The following is a 24,667-nucleotide window of genomic DNA, read 5'->3' as shown; positions in this document are numbered from 1 at the left end:
TCCTATTTATTCGTTGCTTGAAACTTGGTTACTGTTTACTTGTTGGTCTTTTACATGCAAAGTTTGTAAAATAAATTGTAATTCATCAATAGGAATCTGGCCAGGCGCCGAGCCTTGCGCCTCCTCCAAAGAACCAAAAGTAAGAACTGATCCTGTGATTTCTCCTGTGATCCGTGATGCTTTGCCCAAATCTGACATGGAGATGGTGGCGATGGGTAATTCGTTAAAAGCACGAGCTCTTGAAACAATATTCATCATTCGCAGCACATCTTGTAGATTGTGTGGCATAGCAGCAATTTTCCCAATATCAGCACCAAATTGATTCATTACACCAATTCGGTAAATCATGGTTGCATCTTCAGGTGTTTGATCATAGTCATGGCTGCTCATGATAATTTTCACACCTTGAATTTTTAAATCTTGCACAAATTTACGTCCTAAAAATTCAACTTTGCCAAATTCTATATCAATCAGGTCTACCTTTTGGGTTCCTGCAGCTGCCAAGCATACATCATGATACATTTTTAAAGAGACCGGTCGATTACCACCTTCTTCGACTGAGCGAAAGGTAAACAAAAGAATCTTTTCTGGCAGAATTCCTGCAATCATCTCAAGAGTCTCCATCATATCATTGATCTCTTCGCTTTCGTTAAAAAGATCTGCCCGCCATTCTACTATCTCAGCAACAGATTGTTTAGCTAAGTTAGCTTGTTCTGCTATTTCTTCAGTTGTTTCTCCAGTAATAGGGACACACATTTTAGGGTGACCATCACCTATTTTTATATTTTTTATCTCTAACAAGAAAGACACCTCCATTAACTTTTTTCAATTTGATAAAAATAAACTTTTAAATAATCTCCAGTTGGAAATGCCGGGTCAACGGCAAAATCTGAAGGAAGATGAAACTTTTTAATTAATTTATAAGCAACTTTTTTATTTTGCAAGGCTGTTTCGATCATTGATTGAAACTTTTTCGATGAAACATTCGCTGCATTGGACGATGCCATAATTATACCCTGATTATTTAAAATAGCTACACTATCTTCAATCAGTTCACCATAATCTTTGGCCACACGAAATACTTTTTTCTTATTCCTTGCAAAACTAGGCGGATCTAAAATAATACAATCAAAAGCCAAGTTCTTTTTCTTAGCATATTTAAAATAAGCAAATGTCTCCATTACATGAACCGTTTGTTGCTCAATGTCTATTTGATTAATGGCAAATTGTTCTTGGGTTTTCTTCAAACTACGCTTAGCTAGATCAACGCTAGTCGTACTTTTAGCGCCACCAGCAGCTGCTGCAACCGAAAAAGCTCCAGTATAGCTAAACATATTCAACACACTCTTATTTTTAGCGAGTCCTGTAGCAAATAATCCTCTAACTTCGCGTTGATCAAGAAAGATCCCTGTCATCAGTCCTTCATTCAGATAAACTGCATAAGTTAAATTATTTTCTTTAATATAAAGCGGTTCTGGCGCACAGATTCCCCAAAGGAGCCGTGATTGAAGTTGATCTGTTTGAAAACGCAGCTTTTCGTAAATCCCTTTTATCTCAGGAAAAACCTCTTTAAAAGCCGATATAATTTCTTCTTGTTTATTATATAAAGTTTGATTATACCAAGAAACTACAACGAAATCCCCATACTTATCAACCGTCATACCACCTAGATGATCCCCAGCGCCATTAACTAACCGAAAGGCATTGGTTTGTTCATCTTGGTAATAAGCACGTCGCTTTTCTTTGGCTTGAAAAAATAAATCCACAAAAAAAGCATGATTAAGTGGGCGATTTTCTGTAGTTAGACTCCAACCTACCCCATTATTTTGCACGCCAAGATAACCTTTAGCAACCAAATTTCCTTGTTTATCAATAAAATCAAGCCACTCGTTTTCTTTGATGCGATCAAGCAGATCTTCTTTTTGTAGTAAGGGATAACCACGTTGCATACGTTTTGCTGCTTGTTGAGTGATTTTTATTTCCATGTATTCACCTATTCATCCTATTCTTTTCTTATAGTTAAGTATATCAAATCCTACTTTTTTTGTCTTTCAGGAAAAAATTGATAAGAAAAACTTAATTTGATCCTCTCATTTCCGATTTTATTGACAGTCATACAGGGACTTAGTAAAATGTTACTGATGAATGAAAATGATGCATATTATTTTCATGAGGTACGCCAGAAAGTGAGGAACAAACTTTTGAAGAACATAAAAATACCGAATCTTCTAAATACGAGGTTAGGCTTTTTTGGTCTATTAGCACTGCTGCTTTGGGCTAAAAATATCTTTGCTTATTTTACAGAATTTAATTTAGGGGTCGACAGTGCGATTCAATATTTTATTCTGTTGATTAACCCGATAGCAACAACCTTATTCTTATTATCCATTGCTTTATATATAAGAAGAACAAAAGCATCCTATTTTGCCATGCTTTTTATTTATTTCTTAGCCACGATCTTGCTTTTTGCAAATGTCGCTTATTATCGTGAGTTTACTGATTTTATTACTATTAATACGATTTTAGGCGCTGGCAAAGTTGCCGGAGGTTTAGCTGGTAGTACACTGGAATTATTAAAATTTAGCGATCTCCTCTACTTTATTGATTTTATTATTTTAGCAGTTGCGCTGGGTATGAAAAAAATCAGGCTAGATAAACGCCCTGTTCGAGCTAGAACAGCTTTAGCAGTAACAGCTTTAGCTGTGATGGTGTTTTCTGGTAACTTATTTTTAGCGGAAACTGACCGCTCAGGATTATTAACCCGTACTTTTTCACGTGATTATCTAGTTAAGTATCTAGGTATCAATGCCTTTACCGCTTATGATGCTGTCCAAACTTATCAAACCACGCAAGTCCGGGCCCAAGCAAGCCCCAACGACATGGACGAAGTTGAAGATTACGTCAGTGATCACTATGCCGAACCTAATGATGAATATTTTGGTATGGCAGAAGACAAAAACGTCATTTATATTCATTTGGAAAGCGTGCAACAATTCTTAATTGATTACGAATTAGAAGATGAAAATGGCGAAAAACACGAAGTAATGCCGTTTATCAACAGTCTATTTCATGACGATAGTACCTTTAGCTTTGATAACTTCTTCCATCAAGTAGCTGCTGGTAAAACAAGTGATGCTGAAACATTAATGGATAATTCATTATTTGGTTTAAACCAAGGGTCCTTTTTCACCCAATTTGGTGGAAAAAACACCTTTGAATCAGCACCCAACATTTTAAATCAAGAAAAAGGCTATGATTCCGCGGTCTTTCATGGAAATGCCGGAAACTTTTGGAATCGTAATGAAGTCTATAAGCATTTCGGTTATGACTACTTTTTTGATGGAAGTTATTATGACGTCAATGACGAGAATTCATTCCAATATGGATTACATGACAAACCATTCTTTGAACAATCTATCCAATATTTAGAACACTTGCAACAACCGTTTTATTCGAAATTTGTCGCTGTGTCAAACCACTACCCTTATGCTGAGTTTACCGATGAGGAAGCTGGATTCCCACAAGCGAATACACCGGATGAAACTATCAATGGCTACTTTGCTACGGCTAATTACTTGGATACAGCTGTTGAAGAATTCTTCGACTATTTAAAAGAATCTGGTCTATATGATGATTCAGTAATTGTTTTATACGGAGACCACTATGGTATTTCTGACGGACGTAATGAAAACTTGGCAGAATTACTAGGCAAAGATAGTTCCGAATGGGATGAATACGATAATGCTCAAATGCAACGTGTTCCTTATATGATTCACATTCCTGGTCAAGATAAAGGTGGTGTGAACCATACGTACGGCGGTGAAGTCGACGCAATGCCTACACTCATGCATCTATTAGGAGTAGATACCGAAAATTACATCCAAATGGGACAAGATTTATTATCAGATGAGCATCAAGACATCGCTGCTTTCCGTAACGGCTCCTTTGTAACGCCTGATTATACAAACTATTCAGGAACTGTTTATGATAATGAAACAGGTGAAGCTATCGAGTCACCAACAGAAGAACAAGAAGCAACGATCAAAGAGTTACAAGACAATGTTAATAAACAGCTGGAAACTTCAGATAAAGTAACGCAAGGTGACTTGCTTCGTTTCCACACTGGTAGCGGCCTTGACCCAATTGACCCTAATGATTATGATTACCAAGACATTGACGAACGTCTGCATAAGAAAGAAGAAGAGCTGGGCGATAAATCAACCAGTATCTATTCAGAAAATGATGATGAATCAACCGTCGATGAATATGAAACAAAAACGTATCAAGAGTATAACCCTGAAGTACGTGAACAGTTAGAAGAAGAAGAAAACGAAAATGAAGAATAGCGTTTAATCGAGTAGGAGATGAATGATTATTTCATTCATCGTCCTCTCACACCACCGTACGTACGGTTCCGTATACGGCGGTTCAATAATTTAAGCTTATTTCTCAAGGATTTCATTGAAATCCTTGAGTTTCCATTGTTTGAATTTTTCTTTCGTAAAGATTCGGTGGAGTAGTTTAGACTCGGAAATACGCCAATACGATTTTCGACTATTTGCATAAGTCATGGCTTCTCTGTGAGAAGCCCCTCTTGCTTTCAGTTGTCGATATTTTGTTGACACTTTCTTCCATCTTTTCCAAATAAGGGCGCGCAATCTTCTACGTAAGTGGGTCATTTGTTTCGCTAAGAAAGCCTTTAGTTCCCCTTTCTTATAATAGTTAATCCAACCTTGCGTATATTGATTGATCGATGAGATAATTTCGTCTAGGCTTCCCGATCTTTTCCGATTGGTCAGTTTCTTTAACTGTCTCTTGAACTTTTGTTTGGCCGACGCTGTGGGCCGGCTCTTTACTTTCCCTTATCTTTCCTCAGACGGAATCCGAGGTATTCCAATTGATGCGCCTTTACAATTTGGCTCTTCTCTTGGTTTACCGTGAGTCGTAACTTTCCTTCCAGGAACTGGGTGACACTTTCTTGAACCCTTTGGGCGGCTCGTTCACTTTGTACTAGCACGATAAAATCGTCGGCGTAGCGGATAAAACGATGCCCTCTCTTTTCGAGTTCCTTATCTAGTTGGTCAAGATAGACGTTGGCTAAAAGTGGAGATAAGGGGCTGCCCTGTTGGGCTCCTTGAGGTGTAGAACGGATAATTTCCCCGTCTAGTACGCCCGCATTGAGAAAATTCCAGATTAATTGAAGGATTTCTTTATCAGCGATATACCATTGCATACGATGCATTAGTTTCTGATGATTGATGGTGTCGAAATAACTTTTTAAGTCACAATCCACGACCACATTGTAGCCTTCTTCATAATATTTTCCTGCTTGATCGATTGCCTGTTGGCAATTCTTTCCAGGTCTAAATCCATAACTGTTTTTAGAAAAGGTCGGGTCGATCAAAGGGGTAATGACTTGTAAAATCATCTGTTGTACCACGCGGTCTCGTACGACAGGAATACTCAACTTTCGTTTCTTGCCGTCTTTCTTATCAATCTCTACCCGTTTGGTGGGCTGAGGACGATAAGTCCCTTCTTTCAGTTTTTGAACAAAAGGTTGTCGGTATTTGTTTAGATGTTCCTTGATTTCAAATACGGTCATCTCATCGATGCCTGGTGCTCCTTTGTTCTTCTTTACTTTCTCGATGGCTCGATCAATATTCATCGAACTTACGAGTTCGTCCATTAATGGATAGCCACTTTGGTTCTTCATTTGATTGTCGTGCTCCCTTACGCGCTCCTCATTTCCTCTTTTGCTTCCAGCTTATCCCTCCATGAGTGAGCTACCTCTCGGTCTTTACCACGGTATTGGCTGCGGTCCTGGTGAGCACATCCACCTCCTTGTTTACTTCAAAGTTATTATTGTTCAGTCCTTCGTATCGTAAGATACTACTATGACCTCGGCTGACTTCTATCGATTCGTTGTTACTACGATTGATTGCATTCGCTCGATAGACCTCCTCGGGTAAGGCGCGATCACCTTCCACTCATCTCACTGCTTCATTTACTGGATAGGATTCGGGCAGTATCGGACTTTGCTTTGTTTTGCAAGCTCATCCGTCCCAATCCAGCCTTCTTATGAAGTTCCTGTTCGTCAGTGCGAGTGTTTGCCTCCAGCTTCCTTCAGATTCCACCTCGCGATGGACACCCTTGCTTTTGGCTAACAGTTCCTACTGCCAAGCCTGTAGTGGACTTTCACCACCAAGTTATCGCCCATGCCGAGCGCACAAAGAAGGTCATCGACGTCATTTTAGAGACGCCGGTGACCTTTTTCTTTTTTTCACTATAAGATATTCATATTTTTTTCAAACTCATTTTATATACTAGAATTAAGAAGGTGATAAATATGTCTTTTTCTAAAATTGCTTTAGCTAGTTTAAAATATCATCGACGTATGACTGCTTTTTATATCTTTTTTCTAGCGATTTCATTCGTTTTATTATTTGTCATCGATAGTTTAAAAATTTCATTGCCTTATATATATAGCCATATAGAAGATTTACTTACTTCTTCTGGATATTCGCTAGAAAAACAAAGCATCTTAACTTCTATTCAAGAACCGACTGAAGCTGTCAATCGCTATTATAGTCTAATCAAAAGAGCAGCCACTCTATCATTTGCTGCTGTATTTTTAATTTATTTTTTCACTTGTCAAATGGTTAGAGAAAAAGAATTTCTTATCTGGAAACGTTCAGGTAGCAGCACGCTTTCCTGGGTCCGTTTTAATCTATTAGAAACATTCTTTCCATTACTTGTTTTTATTTTAATTTTTACTATTGCTACAATGGTTTTTCAACGTTTTTTTGTCGGAATTATTCTACAGTTGCATTTAAAAATTATTGAATCACTTAATGGGACACAAACGGTTACTGAACAATTTGACTCGGAGAATCTAGACCATCTGGTGGTCCGTTTTCCTCGAACAAACCAAGCACTTATCCAGTCAGTCTTGCTGCCCAGTAAAGAATGGGCAAAAATTCTTTTCATGGCACTTGGACAAACAATCCGAAACTTTGTTTTGTTCATTTTTCCAATTCAAATCAGTGCAATTGGCATTCATCACTATTGGAGGCATAAATTGTGACACAAACAATTCATGTAGAGCAACTACCCGTTGGCTTTTACCTGGTTTCCACAGAAACTTATAAAAAGAATTTTTTTAAACAACAAAATAAACGTTCCAAGCCTGTGATTGGTGAGATTATAGGTGATTGGGAACAACTTCCTTATTTGTCATTAAGAGAAAACTTACTTTTAGGTGTAGATAAAACCAAGCGGCCCAAACTTTTAACTTATATTAAGTTGGCCGATATCAACCCCAGAATTTTTACTAAACAAAAAAAAGTACTTTCTCAACTTGATAAAATAAAATTACAATTTGCTCACCTTTTATTAAAAGAAACGCCTATTATTTATCTTCACGATTGTTTTGATTCTATGACTGTTAGCCAAATGCAGTGGCTTTTAAATTTCTGTCAGCAACTTACACAAAAATACTCTTTGCGTATACTGCTATTTAGCGAAAATGAAAATTTACTTCATTCCCCCAGTATTGATGAGATTTTTTAAAAATGACCTTTTGAATTAGCAATTAACTATTTTCATAGGGCTGTTGTAAGTCTTTTTTAATAATAAAATATCCGAGCTATATTTGATGAGATTTGCTAACTGTCGTAACTTTGCGACGAGTAATCTCTCTATAGTTCGGATATTTTTTGTTTTTGCTTATATCATAATCCCAATTATTCAATTTCTTTATCTGGATCTGTATCAGGGAAAGTAATAGTAAAAGTAGTCCCCTCATTTGGCTGACTATATACTTCAATTTTCCCTTTATGCATGTTGACTAGCTGTTGCACAATAGGTAAACCTAAACCAGATTCACCAAATTTTTTATTTTTTCTGGAAGGATCAATCTTATAATAACGTTCCCAGATATTATTTACTTGGTCTTCTGTCATACCGATCCCTGTATCAGTGATGGTAACGATAGTTTCTAAATACCCTTTTTCAATTTTAATCCGGATTTCACCATTTTCAGTAAATTGAATCGCATTTTGGATAATATTGACAACAATCTGTACAAAGCGATCATAATCCGCAAAAATCGGTACTTCTTCGGTGGTTTCTAAAACTAACTGATCATTAGCCGCTTGAGCTTTTTTCTCCATCTGTACCAATATAGACTGTAATGCTTGGGTTCCATCAAACTTTTTAACAACCATGGAGATTTGATTCGTACGAATTTTTTCATAGTCTAAGTTTTCATTGACCAGACGAATCAAACGATTGGTTTCATTTTTCATTAAACGAATCGCGTTGTCCTTTTGATCTTCAGGAATTGCTTGGTATTGTAAACCCTCTAATAGCCCATTGATCGTGGTCAAAGGGGTACGCATCTCATGAGAAGCATCTGCCATAAATTGTCTACGTCGCTCTTCTTGCCGATCAACCTCTTCTTGCGATTCTTTTAACGAGTCAGTCATTTTATTGAAGTCTTCAGCTAATTCATCAAATTCATCTCGATGATGAGACGGTAACTTATTGTCAAAATTTCCACTAGCAATTTCTTTAGTAGCTGTTTTCATCCGATTAATTCGCCTTACTTGAACTTGAGCATATAAAAAGCTAATAATCAAAGCAACAATGACGGATAACACAAACCCCTTCAGCAAATTATTTGTAAACTCTGTTACCGAATTTTTTACATTCTGCGCAGATTGAGTCACAATTAACGCCCCATAAAATTCATTATCCAAGTTAAAAGGAATCATCGCATAAGAAGTAGCTTCTTCTTCACCAAAAATATTTTTGCTGGCCGTCACTTGTTGCTGCTGGCCTGCGCGCAATTGCTGCCAAAAATTATTAAATGAAAACGAAATCTGTTTCGGTGGCGAAACAGGATAAATAACTTCCCTTGAATCAGTAATAAACGTAAAGTGAACGTTTTGCTGATTTAGCATCGCTTCTGATTGGTTTAACGAGCTTCTGATCACTGATTCTAATGAAGAAGTGGGTAGGTTACTATTAATTTCCTCTGCAACAGCATCCGCATAACCGAAAAGCTGCTGATAGTTATTTTCTTCGATTGTTTGTTTGGTCATTTGGGTAAAAGAAATCCCTAACGTCACTAGCGTCACTAAGATTACGACCCAAAAAGCTAGTAGCTGTTGGTATAAATAACGCATTATTCAACTCCTGAATCATCAAACTTATAACCGACGCCCCACACCGTTTGAATGACTTGAGGTCCGATCTTTTCAATCTTTTGCCGTAACTTTTTAATATGTGCATCTACCGTTCGCTCGTCACCAAAATATTGATAATCCCATACCAATTCAAGCAATTTTTCGCGTGAAAACACTTGTCGTGGCTTATTAGCTAACGTATAAAGCAAATCAAACTCTTTAGGCGTTAAATCGTTGATCTCTTTTCCCATCAAATAAGCTTCTCGCGTTTTCGTATTCATTTGAAAATGCGCTGTTTTCACATCAAATTCTGTGTCATTATCTTGCGTATTCGTATCTTCAGAAGCCGTACTTTGCAAATCACTACGTCGATGAAGAGCTTTCATCCTTGCAGTTAAGGTTAACGGGCTAAAGGGCTTCGTTACATAATCATCTGCGCCAATTTCTAAGCCGATTACCTGATCACTTTCAGAATCTCTAGCTGTCAGCATAATTAACGGCACCGTACTAGAAACTTCACGAATCTTACGAGCTACCACCATTCCATCCACTTCAGGCAAGTTTAGATCCAATATGATCATATCCCACTTTTGCGGATCTTCTAAAAAGCCGTCGATGCCTGCTTGTCCATCATATTTAAAATCAACTTCCCAACCTTCATTTAGAAAAAACATTTGCATCATTTCACAAACCGATTCATTATCTTCAATCATTAATATGTTCATGTTGTTCACCTCTTGTTTTTTGATCAAATTTTTGTAATTTGGTTTCGATCAGTCCAAATAATGGAACGACAAACCACGGAATAATAAGCATTTCAATTAAGAAAAAGTTTGTATTCCCTGTTAATTTCAAGGCTGTACCAATTAAGAGCATGATTCCGCCGATTAATAGAAAAAATCGACTACTAATTTTTTGTGCATAACACCAATTTGTTAGATTTTTAGTAGCTAAATAGGAACGATATCCATAGAATAGGTGTTGTTTTTTAGCGGGAAAAATAAAAAATATCAACCCAACCACAAAAATAATAATACCTAAAACGAGAAAAATCATGGTAACTTCCTCTCTTCTTATTCTTTTAATAGTATACTCCAAATTAAATTAAGGACCAACTAATTCTTGTTTTCTTTGAGAAACCTTTGTATTTTCTATATTGTTTTATCTTTGCAACTATTAATAACATTTACTCAGCAGTTCCCTTTTTAAAACCATATGAAAAACCATCCCACTTGTCAAAGCTGAATGGATTCATTTTAATAATTATTTTGGTTCTCATTTAAAATCATATACTGATAAATTTTTATTAAATCCAGTCTATTTATTGTAAAGGCACAAAAAAGGCGATCGAAATTGTCTTAAGAATTATAATAGGTGCATATCTATCAAAGTAAATAATAAATCGCCCTTTTAACAAGCGAATTGATTGAAAAAAGTACAATTTATGCTATAATAAAATCTGGTAGAAATACCCCCTTTATTAAGGGGACGTTACGGATTCGACAGGCATAGTTCGAGCTTGGATTGCGCTCCGTAGGTTGCGTCTACGTAAAAACGCTCAGTTAAAATATAACTGCTAAAAACAATAACAATTCTTACGCTTTAGCTGCGTAAAAACAGCTAACGTAGATCCTCTCGGCATCGCCCATGTGCTCGAGTAAGGGTCTCAAATTTAGTGGGATACGCATTGACTTTCCGTCTGTAAGTCAATGAAGAGACGATCAGGCTAGCGATATAAACAGCTCGTCGCTCAGCGGTTTATAAAGCGAACCTTTAAATAGAGGCGACTATGAGCGTAGATATTCAAGAGGCGATATGTCTGGACGCGGGTTCAACTCCCGCCGTCTCCATATGGAGATAAAAAAGCATTTATGAAAGCTAGTATAAAAGCTGCTTTTATAAGTGCTTTTTATTTTTTATCCATGAATAAATTCAGTACAAAATAATGAAAATGAACGATAGCCCTCTCAGTAAAGAGAAGGCTATCTAACTAATCAATATTATTATTTTAAAGTTCTTGTATACTATTACTAAAAATTAACTATTTCTCATTTAAACGATACATTCCCTAACCTACTAATGTATCCTTGTAACGCTTAAGTTACGCCAGTGTGATTAAACTTCATGAAAATAAATTAAAATGTTGCATAAAAATATTTTTCGCGTTTTTTAAGTATAGCACATTCGTTCATAAATGTATTGTGATAATCATTGAGAGTATGTGTCAGACAGGTCAAGTTTATCAAACAAAGTCAGGGTGTAAAATGCTAATTGTCTCCCTATGATTGAAAAGGTAGGTAGACGATTCTCAATTCAATCCCTGTTAAGTCAGAGATAGCCAGTATTTCATTAACTCTATTGTAATAAACTATCTTTATGAACAGTCTCTGTCACAGGTTAATTACAAAATAGCGTTTCCTTCTTACTTGTTCACTATACAGAAACCTCGATAAGCTTTACATTTAATCATTGAAATGTATCATGTGTGTCATATAACTTATTTAATTTGTAATAAAAACTAATGATTTTGTAATCGATACCTATGTTATTCTATACAAATAGAGGAGGACGAGTATATGGAAGACGTTTTCTTTGCGCCATTCGATTGGCTATATCGTCAAATCTCTGGTAGCAGTTATTGAATAGCCGCTCGAAATAGTACTTGAAAAGACTTGACAAATCAGTGTCAGGTCTTTTTAATTGCTAAATACACTTAGTAATTGTCTGCAATAGTCTTCTAGGTATTTCTGATCCGTTTGATCATAACTATTTACTTCTTTACTATCGATATCCAGCACGCCAACCAAATGTCCCTCTTTAACCATGGGCACAACAATTTCTGATAGCGCTGCTGAGTCACAAGAAATATAATTCTTATGTTCTTTAACATTTCCCACAATCATTGTTTGGTTTTTATCAGCCGATTCACCGCAAACGCCTTTTCCCAATTGGATACGCGTGCAGGAGACATTTCCTTGAAAAGGCCCCAATATTAGTTCATTTCCATCAAATAAATAAAAACCAGCAAACACTGTATCTGGCAGTGTCATATTTAGTAAGGCTGAAGCGTTAGCTAACGTCGCCAGCCAATTTTTTTCATCTTTAATTAACTCATCTTGCTGCAATAGCAACAATTCATACGCTTTTTCTTTTTCTTCTTTATTCCACATAAACGAACATCACTCCTTTTTTCAGTTTTTAAATGAATGCAACGGAGCTGGTATCCTGCCGCCTCGCTGAATAAAATCAGCAGAACTCGCCTCATTTGTTTCCATCACTGGAGCTGAACCCAACAAACCGCCAAATTCAACGTGATCGCCTACCTTTTTATTTTTAGCCGGAATAATGCGCACAGCTGTTGTTTTATGGTTGACGACTCCAATGGCTGCTTCGTCTGCAATCATCGCACTGATCGACTCGGCTGGAGTATCACCAGCAATGGCAATCATATCTAAACCTACTGAACAAATAGCCGTCATCGCTTCAAGTTTTTCTAAATTCAAGAAACCATTTTCGACCGCTTCAATCATACCCGCGTCTTCTGACACAGGAATAAATGCGCCTGATAATCCACCCACATGATTACATGCCATAACTCCGCCTTTTTTAACTGCATCGTTTAATAAAGCCAACGCAGCTATAGTGCCATGTGTACCGACAGAACCTAATCCCATTTCTTCTAAAATCTGAGCTACGCTATCACCGACTGCCGGCGTGGGAGCTAAAGAAAGGTCGACGATGCCAAAAGGTATGTCCAACCGTTTGGAAGCTTCTTGTCCTACTAATTGTCCCATACGAGTAATTTTAAAAGCCGTTTTTTTCACGGTTTCAGCTACCACATCAAAGGTTTCTCCTTTAACCTTTTCCAGTGCCCGTTTCATAACTCCGGGTCCGCTAATTCCCACATTAATAATAGTATCTGCTTCTCCAAAACCATGAAATGCTCCTGCCATAAACGGATTATCTTCTACGGCATTCGCAAACACCACAAGTTTGGCACAGCCTAAATCTGATTTTTCAGCTGTCTCTTTAATTACAGTGCCCATGTTTTTCACTGCATCCATATTGATCCCAGCTTTGGTTGATCCAATATTGACAGAAGAACAAACAAAGTCTGTTGTAGCTAATGCTTCTGGAATGGATTCAATTAACGCTAGGTCTGAACCTTGAAATCCCTTTTCCACTAATGCACTGTATCCACCAATAAAGTTCACACCCACCGTTTTGGCAGCTTGATCTAACACTTGTGCGTATTTAATACATTCCTCACTTGTAGCTTTTGCAGCAGAAGCCACAGCCGCAATCGGTGTCACTGAAATACGTTTATTAATAATCGGAATTCCATATTCAGTTGCAATTTGGTCACCAACGCTGACTAAGTCTTTAGCACAGCGGGTAATTTTTTGATAAATCTTTTCACAGGCTTTATCGACATCAGCATCAATACAATCTAGTAAGGAAATCCCCATTGTAATCGTACGGATATCTAAGTTGTCTTCTTCTATCATGCGGATGGTTTCAAATATTTGGTTGGTTTCCATATCATAGCTCCTATCCTAACTTGTGCATAGCGTTAAAAATTTCTTCGTTTTGAATACTAATTTTGATTCCTAACTGTTGGCCGGTCTTGTCTAATTCTTGCCGTATATAATCAAAGTTTGATTGTCCATTCATTTCCAAAATCATCATCATAGTAAAATAATCTTGCATGATGGTTTGAGTAATATCAACAATATTTATATTCAATACTGCTAAGCTTTGGCTTACACCTGCAACAATTCCCACTTTATCTTTACCAATTACTGTCAAAACTGCCCGCATTTTCGTTCCTCCTTTAAATTTCTTTTCATTATAGCATACCTGAATTTTCCTAAGATGCATTTTACCATAAGAAAAAATTCTTTTTAATACTTGTTTTTGTCATATTTGAAGATCCTAAAAAAAAGCGATTGAAACACAAGTTAGCAAAAACTTATGTCTCAATCGCTATTTCAACTATTTACATTACTTAACAACCATCACATTGCAAGGCGCGTGATTTACTACAAAAGAAGTCGTAGAACCCACTAAAGCCTGCGCAATCGCCCCTTTTCCTGTGGAACCCATAACGATCAAATCGATCCCATGTTCTTTAGGAATATCCATTCCTAACATTTCTTTAGGTGAACCAATTTCAACGATTCGTTCGATTTTTTTAATGCCTTCTTGTTCAGCAGCTTTTACTTTATCATCCATATCTTCTTCAATATTTTGCTGCTCATCTTTTAAAAGACGAGAGAAAGCATAAGCACTGGTGGTCAATTCAACGTCATTGATAATCCAAGTTAAAAAAACAGTAGCATCATTTCGCTTGGCGATTTCGATTGCTTCTTTAAAAGCTTTTTCTGATTTATCCGACCCGTCGATAGCCACTAAAATATTTTTATACGCTTCTGCCATTGTAAGCGCCTCCCTTTTTCTTTTATTATATCATTGTTGAAAAAAAATCTATAGTATTTTATTTCACTACACAAATCAGTGAATCTAGCTTTCACTAACTAAGCATGCTAAAATAAATAGGACTACATAAGAAACGAGGGAATATATTGGTTGAATATCTAGAGGTAGGAAAAATTGTAAACACACAAGGAATTAAAGGAGAAGTCCGTGTAATTTCACAGACTGATTTTCCAGAAGAACGCTATAAAAAAGGTGCAAAACTGTCTGCTTTTGTAAAAGGCAAAGAACCCATCGAATTAACAGTCGCTAGTCATCGAAAGCATAAAAGCTTTGATTTATTAACTTTTGAAGGCTATCCTTCAATTAATGATGTCGAAATTTTACGTGATAGTATGTTAATGGTCCAAAAAAACGACCTATCTGATTTAAATGAACACGAATATTATTATTATGAAATTATTGGTTTAGAAGTTTATGAAGAAAATGGGGAGAAATTAGGTCAGGTAAAAGAAATTCTTTCACCTGGAGCCAATGATGTTTGGGTGGTCCAACGAAAGAATAAACCGGATGCTTTGATCCCGTTTATTTCTTCTGTTGTGAAAAAAATCGATCTTACTGAACAAAAAGTTTATGTAGAGATTCCAGAAGGGTTGTTAGACGATGAGGATTGATGTATTAACACTATTTCCTAAAATGTTTGAAGGCCCTATGGGTGAATCGATTTTAGGTAAGGCCCAAGAAAAAGGACAGCTGGAAATCAAGCTCTCAAATTTTCGCGATTATTCAGCAAACAAACACCACACCGTAGATGACTACCCTTATGGTGGTGGCGCAGGTATGCTTTTAAAAGTACAACCTATTTATGACAACTTAGAAGCTATTAAAAAAGCATCTCCTGATACCAAAAAGCGCATCGTATTGTTAGATCCAGCTGGTGCTCCTTTTAATCAAAAAATGGCAGAAGACTTCTCCCAAGAAGAGCATCTGGTTTTTATTTGTGGGCATTATGAAGGATACGACGAACGCATTCGTTCTTTAGTGACAGATGAAGTTTCCATCGGAGATTATGTTTTGACTGGCGGTGAATTAGGTGCGATGGTCATGATTGATGCAACGGTGCGCTTATTGCCTGAAGTACTTGGTAACGAATTATCAGCTAAAACTGATTCGCACTCGACAGGGTTATTAGAACACCCGCAATACACTCGTCCTGCTGTGTTCAACGATATGGAAGTTCCTGAAGTTTTGAAAAATGGAAACCACAAACTGATTGAAACTTGGCAGTTAAAAGAAGCTTTACGGCGCACTTGGCAACGTCGACCAGATATGTTAGAAAAAATGGAATTAACTGCTGAAATGGAAGAATTACTTGAGGAAATTAAGCAAGAGTAGTTGCTTTTTAACTACTAAAATGGCTCACGAGAAGATCTGTAATATTGAACTGGAATAAATCCATTACTTAGGAGGTTATTGTTTTGTCGACTGGCCTTTCCATGCTTTTTACTTTTATTATTGCTTTTGTAGGAGCAAAAGTTGGGCAGAAACTACATTTTCCAGCCTCCTTTATGATTGGCAGCATGCTTGCGGTCATGTTTTTTTCTGTGCTCACTGATACTGCTTATTTTCCCCAAGAAGCTAAAGTCATTGCACAGATCGCAGCCGGCATTTTTATTGGACAAAAGCTCACTCGCTCGGATGTGATTAATTTAAAGTATGTAGTAAAACCTACCCTTTTACTTTTAGTTATCTTGACGATGAATACCTTTATTCTTGGCTTTGCTTTTTCATACTTTTTTCATTGGAACGTACTAACTGGGCTTTTAGCAACTACGCCGGGTGGCTTAATGGATACGACGCTAATCGCAGCTGATTTTGACTCGGAAATCCATATTGTCGCTATTATGCAATTAGTACGCAGTGTTGGCGTGCTGCTTCTCTTCCCTACTTGGATTAAACTTTTTTCGGCTGAAGAAGCACAAGAATCAGTAACAGAAAATATTGAATCCGCTAGTAAAAAACAACCATTAAATAAAAAACACTTCTTAATCGTCATGCTAGTTGGAATCTCGGGCGGATTACTCGGTTATTTTTTAGGTTTTCCAGCAGGAACACTCAGCTTATCCTTATTGTTTTCTGCCTTGTTTAAGCTACGAACGAATATCAGCGCCTTTCCTATTCAAATTCGGCAATTTGCGCAAATTTTAGCTGGTTCAATGGTTGGCTCTAGTTTTACCCGTGGCGTTGCGGCTTCTTTGAAAACATTTTTTCTCCCAGCACTGCTTTTAATTGCTGTCTATTTATTAATAAGTTATCTTTATGCCCAAATAAATAAACGCAAAGGTTGGCTAGATTTTACCTCTGCGTTGTTTGCTTCCTGTCCGGCGGGTGCTACTGATATCGCATTACTTTCCGCCGACTATGGCGTCAATATGAATAGTGTAGCTATGATTCAAATTGCTCGTTTGATTCATGCAGTAGGTATTATGCCCCTACTCTATCAATTAGTTAGTTTCTTTTTGTAGCAATTCGATCGTTGACTGAAAATATTGTTCTAAAAAATGTGTAGAATTTTTTACTTCTATAATTGAAAATTCTTCACTTGCTTTGATGGCTACCCATTTATCTTCCACATCGACTTCACGTGAATAATGGCTAGGATATAACCGTAGTTAAGCGGATAAATATTCTCGTGGCTATCTTTATATCCTTTGGGTCGGACAATTGTTACCTTGACCTGTATTTTTTATCCATAATCCCCCCCAAAGTGGAAAATCATTCATGAATAACTGGCGTGATCTCAAACTTTATTTCAATGCCATTTGGGTCAGTAATCCATAAGTTTCCCTTTTTATCCTTCTGATAAGACAACTTTTTTTCTTGCCAATGGCTTTCAAGACGATCTAGTTCTTGGTGATTTTCCACATAAAAACTAAAATAAGCCAAACCAAGATCGTTTTCCTCCATCGCTGGAGTATCTTTTGACATCCAAATATTCGAGCCAATATGGTGATGATAGTTACCTGTAGCAAAAAATTTCGCTTCGCTGCCAAAATTATTTTTTAATGACAATCCTAGACTATCTGTATAAAAAGTTTCTGTGGGTTGTAATTTTGCCACTTTTAGATGAACATGTCCTACTTTTGTTTCAGCAGGAAAGCCATACCAATCCCTATCTGCCCCATCAATTACTCCTTGAGCGTCCATCTCTTTTGTAATGCCAACAATTTCACCATCATCTCTAATGTCCCATTGATCTACTGGTTTGTCACGGTATACTTCAATCCCATTGCCTTCTGGATCAGTCAAATAGATTGATTCACTATACCCATGATCACTTCCACCAATAACCGGTGCCTGATTAACCACATAATGATACAGAGCATTTCCCAAGTCTTTTCTTGTAGGCAACAAGAAAGCTACATGATACAAGCCTGTTTTTTGAGTCAAAGGCAGTGGGTTATTTATTTTTTGTAGCTGTAATAATGGCGTTTGGCCGGCTCCTAGAATACTTCGTTCTTCATTGTTTTCAAATAACTTTAAACCAATTATATCTCGATAAAACTGAACCATTTCTTTCATATCGACCACTTTTAAAACAACTTTTCCAGGCCGTGTTTTCTCAGACAACTGGAAGTCCGGAAAAATCACATTTTTGCCCAGTTTCTTTTTTTGGATAAAATTCATAAAATTTACCATTTATTTTTCTCCTCTTATTCATCATATTAACTTTATTCTAACGCCTTACTTTTAGTAAGTAAACAAATCTGTTTCTTTTCCTTTACCTTAAAGAAAAGAGTGCTAGAATAGTTTTACTAGGAAATTTACAAGGAGCTTATGAATGAAACGTTTGTTTGATTTTTTCCGCAGTGATTTGCTTTTTAGCTTTTCACTTGTTATCGCACTGATTTGCGTTATTTTTGGACGCTTTTCATTGCAAGATATTAACTTTAAGGTAATCGTAACTCTTGGCGGTCTTATGCTTGCTGTTAACGGCTTAGATTCGTCAGGAATTTTAAGCTATTTTGGCCAAATTTTAGTCAAAAAAAGTCTGTCTTTCAGACAGTTAATTCGTTATATCGTGCTCCTTAGTTTTTTTAGTTCAATGTTTTTGACAAATGATGTCGCTATCTTGACTCTGTTACCTATTTATTTGCGCATCACAAAAGTTATTGCTAATCGTCAAGCTGTTTTGTTGGGAAGCGTTTATATCATTGCGGCAGCAAACCTCGGGAGCAGTTTTTTTCCATTTGGTAACCCGCAAAATTTATTTTTGTATTCTTATTACCATATCCCATTGCTGGAATTTTTTTATTCGACCAGTTTACTAGTTATCATCTCCTTGGCTATGTTAATGATATCCATTCAACTTATACCTAAAGAACCTCTCAGCTTGGTGACAACACACCGACAATTTGACCATAAGAAAGCGACTGTCCACGGACTCTTGATGATTGTAATGATCGCTGGCGTTTTCAGTATTATTGATTACTTTGTCGCGCTTATGATTGTTGCTATCGTTGTTTTATTTTGGCAACCTCAGCTTTTCAAAAGCGTTGATTATCGTTTGCTGTGTACCTTTGCTTTCTTTTTTATTATCGTCGGTAACCTCAGCCAATCTGTGAGTTTGATTGCTTGGCTGCAAAAAATGTTTACTAATCCTATAAACACATTATTAGGTAGCATCATTACTTCGCAAGCCATTTCTAATGTACCTGCCGCTATTTTATTAGCGCCATTTACTAAGTATCATCAATCCGTACTTTTAGGAGTCAATATTGGTGGATTAGGCACACTAATTGCTTCATTGGCAAACTTGATTGGCTATAAAATTGTTCGAATCCAGCTTCCTAACGATCGTAAGCTTTTTATTCGTAATTTTTCTCTGATTAATATCGTTTATTTGTCGTTGTTAACACTCATCATCTCATTTATAGTTTGAAAGAAGGGATTTTTTGAAATTAAGTACTAACCGTACACTCCTGCGACCTTTTCAGCCAAGTGATTTTTCTGATACTTTTGCGTTCTATCAGCGTGAAGATGTATGCCAGTTTCTTTTACACGGACCTTGGACAGATGAAAATGCAATGCAAATGTTTGAAGAAAAGGTGCAAAAAAATAATTTTTCAACCAACAATGCACTGCAGTTAGCTGTTGAATTTGAGCAGCAAGTGATCGGAGATATTTCTATTTTTCCTACCGATATGCCTGCTAGTGTGGAGATTGGTTATGTTTTTCATCCAGCTTATGCTGGACAGGGTTTTGCTCTTGAAACACTTCAAGCAGTCATCAATTATTTGTTTGAAACCCAAAAGATACATCGAATACAAGCTGTTCTCGATAAACGTAACGTAGCCTCAGAAAAACTTTGTCAACGTATTGGAATGCGAAAAGAAGGCGATTTTAAAAAAGATTTTTGGAATAAAGGTATGTGGACAAACACATTGATTTATGGACTGTTACGAGAAGAATTCTACAGTTGAATAAAAGAACCGAGCGATTGACTATTTCATCGCTTGGTTCTTTTTATACTTGTTCGTCTTCTATAATTTCTATGATTTTTGTTTGCATTTCTGCAATTGAATGACGACGCTCTCGCCCGCATTCTTTCGCGTTTTTTTGGCAAATCAAACATTTTCTTGGCGGAAGTTCAATATCTTGACGGCTTACACTTTGCAAGCCACCTGATATATAATGAATATCTAAATCCAGCAACCGACCATAGGGATGATTTTCTTCTATGTCAATCATCTTTTCTTTCAAAGTTAACGGTGAAACTTTCACTACTGCGTAGAATTCCGGACCCGTTTTCAAATTATCTTCACGGGTTGTAAAAACTTGATAAGCTGTCAGTTCTTTTTTTATCTGTTCAACCAGCTGTGAAAAAACTCGACTTAATGTAGTCGAGTTTTTCACCGGACCTGGAATATTCATAGTAGCTAACAACAACGCAGCATCAGGATACTCATTTAATAGTCTTTCTTGGCGCTGCGCTCGTGATTCGCGAGCATCTAGCATTTCAATTAATGATACTTCACTTCCTGAAAATATTCCTTCAGACATTTTTTACCACATCGATCAAAGAACCATCGCGGTACTCAATTAAGGCAACCACTTTATCCCCATATTCAATAGGATCTGGGTCTCCAACAATACTATAAGCTTGCTCTTTAAGTTCTTCAATAGTAAATTGGGGTACGTCTAGGTCCTTAAAGTGCTCAATTAAGTCTTGACGATTAGGATTTATAGCAATTCCCACTTCAGTTACAATCACATCAACACTATCGCCTGGAGTAACAACTGTATTTACTTTATCAACAAACGTTGGAATTCTGCCCCTAACTAAAGGCGAAATTACTAAACTCATATTGCAAGCCATACTTGTATCTGAGTGGCCACCGGAAGCACCACGAAGTACCCCATCTGAACCAGTAATGACATTAACGTTGAAATCAGTGTCCACTTCTAAAGCAGATAAAACAGCTGTATCTAATTTATTAATCACCGCGCCCTTACTTAATGGTGAAGCGTACATATTTGCATCAATTTCATAGTGATTATCATTTTCGTCAAGAGAAATCGCAGAAGGATGGTCAAAGTCTTGTACGTCAATGATTTTTTCTACTAATCCTTCTTGTAATAATTCCACCATAGCGTTTGTGATACCGCCCAATGCAAAACTTGCTGTAATGCCATCTTCAATCATTTTTTCACGGATATAACGGGACACAGCTAACGCAGAACCACCGGTACCTGTTTGGAAAGAAAAGCCTTGTTTAAAGTAAGGCGAGCTAGTAATCACTTTGGCTGCATATTCGGCAATCATTAATTCTTTCGGATTTTTGGTAAACCGCGTAGCTCCTTTAGCAATCCCTTCTGGATCCCCAATTTTATCCACTTCCACTACATAATCGACGTCAGTTTGCGGAATACTAATAGGCGTATTTGGATAATCAGCTAAGGTATCAGTAATAACCACGACTTGGTCGGCATATTTCGCGTCAATCATCGCATAACCCAATGAACCACACGTAGCCTTTCCTTTTGTTCCATTAGAATTACCATATTCATCTGAACTTGGTACGCCTAAAAAAGCTACATCAATATGCACGTCTCCGGCAGCAATAGCTCGCGCTCTACCCCCGTGGGAACGAATAACTACTGGGTTTTCCATAATCCCCTCAGAAATAGCTGCGCCTACTTTATCACGCAAACCAGAAGAAGTAACATTAGTAACCACACCATTTTTAATATGATCAATCAATGGTTCATGGACATTAGCAATTGAACTAGGTGCAATAGAAATATCTTTAATTCCCATTTTAGCAATTTCATCTAAAACCATGTTCATCACATAATCACCTTCGCGGAAATGATGATGGAAAGAAATGGTCATGCCGCTCTTTAAGCCTGTTTTTTTAATAGCTTCACGGATACTTTCTAATAACTTTTTATCTTGCGGTTTTGTAGGTTTAATTTGTCGACTTGCTTCTTGGTATTCATTAATATGAGCAAGTTCGCCTTCATAAACACCAAATTTATCCGCATATTCTTGAGGAATATCTTTGCCAACTTTATTTAATACCATAACTAAATATCCTCCTCTTTGATCATATTGGCTGCAAGAGCTAAGGCAATCACACGTTCTGCTCGTTCAACGACAGGTTTATCCACCATTTTCCCATTGACTGAGATAACACCAGATCCTTTTTCTTTTGCTTCTCGAATGCCCCAGATAATTTCTTTAGCATCTTGAACTTCATCTTCAGTCGGTGCATAAATTTTGTTTACTATCGGAATTTGTCGCGGATTAATCACTGATTTTCCATCAAAACCAAGTTGTTTAATTTGACGAACTTCATTTTCAAAGCCTTCAGGATTTTCCACATTTGAGTAAACTGTATCAATAGCAGCAATTCCTGCAGCTCTAGCAGCATGTAAAATCATACTACGTGCAAAAAATAGCTCTTTGCCGTCTGGATATCGTTCAGTTTTTAGGTTCGTCACATAGTCTTCGGCTCCTAATGCAATACCGATTAAACGATCCGAACTTTTGGCAATATCACGCGCATTTAAAACACCTTCAGCCGATTCAATAGCTGCCATCATTCTAGTTGTTCCAACTTCAATGCCATTTTGTTCTTCTACTTCAGTGATGACTTTTTCAACATCAATAATATCTTGAGCTGTTTCTGTTTTAGGTAGACGGATAACATTCACACCGGCTAATACCATTGCTTCAACATCTAACTGGCCACCGCCATCTAAAGCATTGATCCGTACCACAGTTTCCACTGTACTATAATCAAAGGTACGCAAAGCATTGTGAACCAGTGTTCTGGCAGAATCTTTTTCCGGTAATGAAACGGCGTCTTCTAAATCAAACATAATTGAATCTGCCCCATACAATGGTGCATCTCTTAACATAGCAGCGTTTTGGCCAGGGACAAACATCATTGTTCTTCTTAAGCGTTCCATGAGTCAATCTCCTTCCAATCATAATGTTCTTGTTTGGCTGCGCGATGAACAGCCGTAATTGTGCGTGCTTGAATCGTACAATCCAGTGCACCCTTATCTACTGCTGTGATTTTGACTCCTTGGATGTCTAAACGTTCTAAAGTATCTGTAATCACTTGACGAATTTTACGACCAAATTGCTTTTCCACACTACTGTCCAAATCGATTTGGATTTCAGCCGTATCCACGGGTTGGATAGTAATTTGAATGTCACTAGATTCCATCGTTCCGCTGACAGCATTTTGTAAAATTTCCACTTTTTCTCACCTCATCTAAAAGTTTTTCTTTAAATAATTATATGTTGTTTCAGGTAAAAATTCTGAAAGTAACGTTTCATCTTTTTCTGCTATGGCTTGGCGAACTTTTGTGGCAGAAATAACATTTCCATCGATTGCTTTTCTGGGTAAAATAACTAAACTCAACTCTGTACCAAAAACTTCCTGCATTGCTTGATTATAAACTTCAGTCACTTTAGAATAAGGTTCATCTCCAACAAAGCGAACCTGAATGTCTAAAACGGGTGCAATTTTTTCTTTGAAAATTTGCGCATCAAGAGCAGCTTGTGTTTTAGCAACTGTTAACTCAGCCTTATCTTTTAGAAAATAAGCCGGAAAAGTAGCCTGTGAAACAAGATATTTCTTGGTAGGAAAGACTGTCACATTAGATAAATGACTGACCCCTGCTTCAACCATTTCCACCCGATCTTCTGTTGAAAATTCGGAATGATCTTCTGATAAAACAAATACATAAACTTGTTCGCTCTTCTTGGCTGCCGTTTCCACTAGATATTGATGGCCCTTAGTAAAGGGGTTAGCATTCATAACAATTCCAGCACCTTTACCAGGTTTCTTATTTTTTTCCAACAAATGGAGATAGGAAGAAAAATCATCAGGCCCTTGTTCCATAAACAAAACATCTTCATTAACAACAATTTTTTTAAAGCCTAATGACCGAAATACGGTTTCTCTTTCCGGTTTGGTATATAAGAAATAATGGAAGTAGCCATATTCATTCATTTCTTCTATCAGCTGCGTAATAACCTTTGTTAATAAGTTTTCTGCTTGATAATCTTTACAAACAGCTACGCACTTAATAATATTTTCAGCAAAAGAACCAGTAGCAATCAACCTTTTCCCATCATATATACCTACTGTATAATCAAGAGATTCTCCCGTTTGAAGGTGGGCTTTTTCCATTAAATTACGCCAGTCTTCATAGCCCTTTTTATCTTTGTCCAGCCAAATACGTTTGCTTGTATATTTGTTGTCCATCAACTTAGCCTCCTACCCAATCATAGCTTAATATTCTGAGGGCAACTTTTGTTTCTTCGCACTTCATTGATAATCCCATTCATTCCCCCTATGCTAAAATTCTAATAACGGTTCACCACAAATTCCGATAGATGCTACATCATTTAAATCAAACCCTTACAAAATTGCAACAACGATTATTTAAAAATACAAATTAAATCGCAGTACAAAACGATATTGTAAAGCTTCTTGCTCTTTGCCGAACAACCATCTTTA

At 37.0% G+C, this 24,667-nt stretch carries 25 protein-coding genes and 1 other RNA gene; 9 read left to right on the top strand and 17 right to left on the bottom strand.

The genetic code is table 11. The features are described from left to right. Nucleotides 1-6: 6 nt before the first annotated feature. Nucleotides 7-801 carry a type I 3-dehydroquinate dehydratase gene (aroD, locus tag C7K43_RS00750; RefSeq protein WP_226996687.1) on the bottom strand — a complete coding sequence of 265 codons (795 nt, stop codon included), beginning with the start codon at nucleotides 799-801 and terminating at the stop codon, nucleotides 7-9. Nucleotides 802-815: 14 nt separating this feature from the next. Beyond that, on the bottom strand, nucleotides 816-1,985 hold the full coding sequence (locus C7K43_RS00745) for a class I SAM-dependent rRNA methyltransferase (protein WP_124005097.1): 1,170 nt from the start codon (nucleotides 1,983-1,985) through the stop codon (nucleotides 816-818). 216 nt (nucleotides 1,986-2,201) lie between these two features. On the opposite strand from C7K43_RS00745, the gene C7K43_RS00740 reads away from it, so the two are divergent. Next, nucleotides 2,202-4,346, top strand: a complete 2,145-nt coding sequence (locus C7K43_RS00740; protein ID WP_124005096.1) for an LTA synthase family protein — start codon at nucleotides 2,202-2,204, stop codon at nucleotides 4,344-4,346. 96 nt (nucleotides 4,347-4,442) lie between these two features. Here C7K43_RS00740 and C7K43_RS00735 read toward each other — a convergent pair whose 3' ends face one another. After that, entirely contained in the window at nucleotides 4,443-4,799 is a 357-nt protein-coding gene (locus C7K43_RS00735) for a group II intron maturase-specific domain-containing protein (RefSeq protein WP_124007220.1), read from the bottom strand. A gap of 53 nt (nucleotides 4,800-4,852) precedes the next feature. Continuing rightward, on the bottom strand, nucleotides 4,853-5,713 hold the full coding sequence (gene ltrA, locus C7K43_RS00730) for a group II intron reverse transcriptase/maturase (protein ID WP_124005095.1): 861 nt from the start codon (nucleotides 5,711-5,713) through the stop codon (nucleotides 4,853-4,855). 633 nt (nucleotides 5,714-6,346) lie between these two features. Between ltrA and C7K43_RS00715 the strand changes: the two genes are divergently transcribed. Further along, nucleotides 6,347-7,084, top strand: coding sequence for a hypothetical protein (locus C7K43_RS00715; protein ID WP_124005094.1), 738 nt, complete (start codon nucleotides 6,347-6,349; stop codon nucleotides 7,082-7,084). After that, entirely contained in the window at nucleotides 7,081-7,569 is a 489-nt protein-coding gene (locus C7K43_RS00710; RefSeq protein WP_124005093.1) for a hypothetical protein, read from the top strand. Before C7K43_RS00715 ends, C7K43_RS00710 begins: the two co-directional genes overlap by 4 nt. A 173-nt stretch (nucleotides 7,570-7,742) precedes the next feature. Here the strand turns inward: C7K43_RS00710 and C7K43_RS00705 are convergent, their stop codons facing one another. The 3 genes from C7K43_RS00705 to C7K43_RS00695 are packed head-to-tail and all read right to left on the bottom strand — an operon-like array spanning nucleotide 7,743 to nucleotide 10,244. Continuing rightward, nucleotides 7,743-9,188 carry a sensor histidine kinase gene (locus tag C7K43_RS00705; protein WP_124005092.1) on the bottom strand — a complete coding sequence of 482 codons (1,446 nt, stop codon included), beginning with the start codon at nucleotides 9,186-9,188 and terminating at the stop codon, nucleotides 7,743-7,745. Beyond that, on the bottom strand, nucleotides 9,188-9,913 hold the full coding sequence (locus C7K43_RS00700; protein WP_124005091.1) for a response regulator transcription factor: 726 nt from the start codon (nucleotides 9,911-9,913) through the stop codon (nucleotides 9,188-9,190). The genes C7K43_RS00705 and C7K43_RS00700 overlap by 1 nt, the downstream gene beginning before the upstream one ends. Continuing rightward, complete coding sequence (locus C7K43_RS00695; RefSeq protein ID WP_124005090.1) at nucleotides 9,894-10,244, bottom strand: SdpI family protein; 351 nt, start codon at nucleotides 10,242-10,244, stop codon at nucleotides 9,894-9,896. Before C7K43_RS00695 ends, C7K43_RS00700 begins: the two co-directional genes overlap by 20 nt. A 428-nt stretch (nucleotides 10,245-10,672) precedes the next feature. Here C7K43_RS00695 and ssrA point away from each other — a divergent pair. Beyond that, nucleotides 10,673-11,041: a transfer-messenger RNA gene (gene ssrA, locus C7K43_RS00690) on the top strand. A gap of 843 nt (nucleotides 11,042-11,884) precedes the next feature. Here ssrA and C7K43_RS00685 read toward each other — a convergent pair. The 4 genes from C7K43_RS00685 to C7K43_RS00670 all read right to left on the bottom strand — a co-directional run bounded on the left by C7K43_RS00685 (nucleotide 11,885) and on the right by C7K43_RS00670 (nucleotide 14,627). Then, nucleotides 11,885-12,358 (bottom strand): GAF domain-containing protein, encoded by a 474-nt coding sequence (locus C7K43_RS00685; RefSeq protein ID WP_124005089.1) that lies wholly within the window; start codon nucleotides 12,356-12,358, stop codon nucleotides 11,885-11,887. Nucleotides 12,359-12,379: 21 nt separating this feature from the next. Then, nucleotides 12,380-13,729 (bottom strand): PFL family protein, encoded by a 1,350-nt coding sequence (locus C7K43_RS00680; protein WP_124005088.1) that lies wholly within the window; start codon nucleotides 13,727-13,729, stop codon nucleotides 12,380-12,382. A gap of 10 nt (nucleotides 13,730-13,739) precedes the next feature. Beyond that, complete coding sequence (locus tag C7K43_RS00675; RefSeq protein ID WP_124005087.1) at nucleotides 13,740-14,009, bottom strand: ACT domain-containing protein; 270 nt, start codon at nucleotides 14,007-14,009, stop codon at nucleotides 13,740-13,742. A 183-nt stretch (nucleotides 14,010-14,192) separates the two neighbouring features. Next, nucleotides 14,193-14,627 (bottom strand): universal stress protein, encoded by a 435-nt coding sequence (locus C7K43_RS00670; RefSeq protein ID WP_124005086.1) that lies wholly within the window; start codon nucleotides 14,625-14,627, stop codon nucleotides 14,193-14,195. Between the two features lie 146 nt (nucleotides 14,628-14,773). Here C7K43_RS00670 and rimM point away from each other — a divergent pair, with 146 nt between their 5' ends. From rimM to C7K43_RS00655, 3 genes are all read left to right on the top strand, one after another. Beyond that, nucleotides 14,774-15,298 (top strand): ribosome maturation factor RimM, encoded by a 525-nt coding sequence (gene rimM, locus C7K43_RS00665; RefSeq protein ID WP_124005085.1) that lies wholly within the window; start codon nucleotides 14,774-14,776, stop codon nucleotides 15,296-15,298. Beyond that, nucleotides 15,288-16,019 carry a tRNA (guanosine(37)-N1)-methyltransferase TrmD gene (gene trmD / locus C7K43_RS00660; RefSeq protein WP_124005084.1) on the top strand — a complete coding sequence of 244 codons (732 nt, stop codon included), beginning with the start codon at nucleotides 15,288-15,290 and terminating at the stop codon, nucleotides 16,017-16,019. The genes rimM and trmD overlap by 11 nt, the downstream gene beginning before the upstream one ends. Before the next feature lie 83 nt (nucleotides 16,020-16,102). Then, the gene (locus C7K43_RS00655; RefSeq protein ID WP_124005083.1) at nucleotides 16,103-17,149 is read left to right on the top strand and encodes an AbrB family transcriptional regulator; all 1,047 of its coding nucleotides are present in this window, start codon (nucleotides 16,103-16,105) and stop codon (nucleotides 17,147-17,149) included. Between the two features lie 250 nt (nucleotides 17,150-17,399). Here the strand turns inward: C7K43_RS00655 and C7K43_RS00645 are convergent, their stop codons facing one another. Further along, nucleotides 17,400-18,323 (bottom strand): VOC family protein, encoded by a 924-nt coding sequence (locus C7K43_RS00645; RefSeq protein WP_226996685.1) that lies wholly within the window; start codon nucleotides 18,321-18,323, stop codon nucleotides 17,400-17,402. Nucleotides 18,324-18,465: 142 nt separating this feature from the next. Here C7K43_RS00645 and C7K43_RS00640 point away from each other — a divergent pair, with 142 nt between their 5' ends. Beyond that, nucleotides 18,466-19,566, top strand: coding sequence for an SLC13 family permease (locus C7K43_RS00640; protein WP_124005082.1), 1,101 nt, complete (start codon nucleotides 18,466-18,468; stop codon nucleotides 19,564-19,566). A gap of 13 nt (nucleotides 19,567-19,579) precedes the next feature. Continuing rightward, complete coding sequence (locus C7K43_RS00635) at nucleotides 19,580-20,107, top strand: GNAT family N-acetyltransferase (RefSeq protein WP_124005081.1); 528 nt, start codon at nucleotides 19,580-19,582, stop codon at nucleotides 20,105-20,107. A gap of 43 nt (nucleotides 20,108-20,150) precedes the next feature. On the opposite strand, the gene citX is transcribed toward C7K43_RS00635, so the two are convergent. The 5 genes from citX to citC are packed head-to-tail and all read right to left on the bottom strand — an operon-like array spanning nucleotide 20,151 to nucleotide 24,412. Then, nucleotides 20,151-20,687 (bottom strand): citrate lyase holo-[acyl-carrier protein] synthase, encoded by a 537-nt coding sequence (gene citX / locus C7K43_RS00630; protein WP_124005080.1) that lies wholly within the window; start codon nucleotides 20,685-20,687, stop codon nucleotides 20,151-20,153. Continuing rightward, nucleotides 20,680-22,212, bottom strand: a complete 1,533-nt coding sequence (gene citF, locus C7K43_RS00625) for a citrate lyase subunit alpha (RefSeq protein WP_124005079.1) — start codon at nucleotides 22,210-22,212, stop codon at nucleotides 20,680-20,682. The genes citX and citF overlap by 8 nt, the downstream gene beginning before the upstream one ends. Before the next feature lie 2 nt (nucleotides 22,213-22,214). Beyond that, entirely contained in the window at nucleotides 22,215-23,102 is an 888-nt protein-coding gene (gene citE / locus C7K43_RS00620) for a citrate (pro-3S)-lyase subunit beta (RefSeq protein WP_124005078.1), read from the bottom strand. Further along, the gene (gene citD / locus C7K43_RS00615; protein WP_124005077.1) at nucleotides 23,090-23,398 is read right to left on the bottom strand and encodes a citrate lyase acyl carrier protein; all 309 of its coding nucleotides are present in this window, start codon (nucleotides 23,396-23,398) and stop codon (nucleotides 23,090-23,092) included. Before citD ends, citE begins: the two co-directional genes overlap by 13 nt. A gap of 15 nt (nucleotides 23,399-23,413) precedes the next feature. Continuing rightward, the gene (gene citC / locus C7K43_RS00610) at nucleotides 23,414-24,412 is read right to left on the bottom strand and encodes a [citrate (pro-3S)-lyase] ligase (RefSeq protein ID WP_124005076.1); all 999 of its coding nucleotides are present in this window, start codon (nucleotides 24,410-24,412) and stop codon (nucleotides 23,414-23,416) included. Between the last annotated feature and the right edge of the window lie 255 nt (nucleotides 24,413-24,667).

This window comes from Tetragenococcus koreensis (genome assembly GCF_003795145.1).
Lineage (GTDB): Bacteria > Bacillota > Bacilli > Lactobacillales > Enterococcaceae > Tetragenococcus > Tetragenococcus koreensis.
This window is presented reverse-complemented; position numbering and strand designations above follow the sequence as displayed.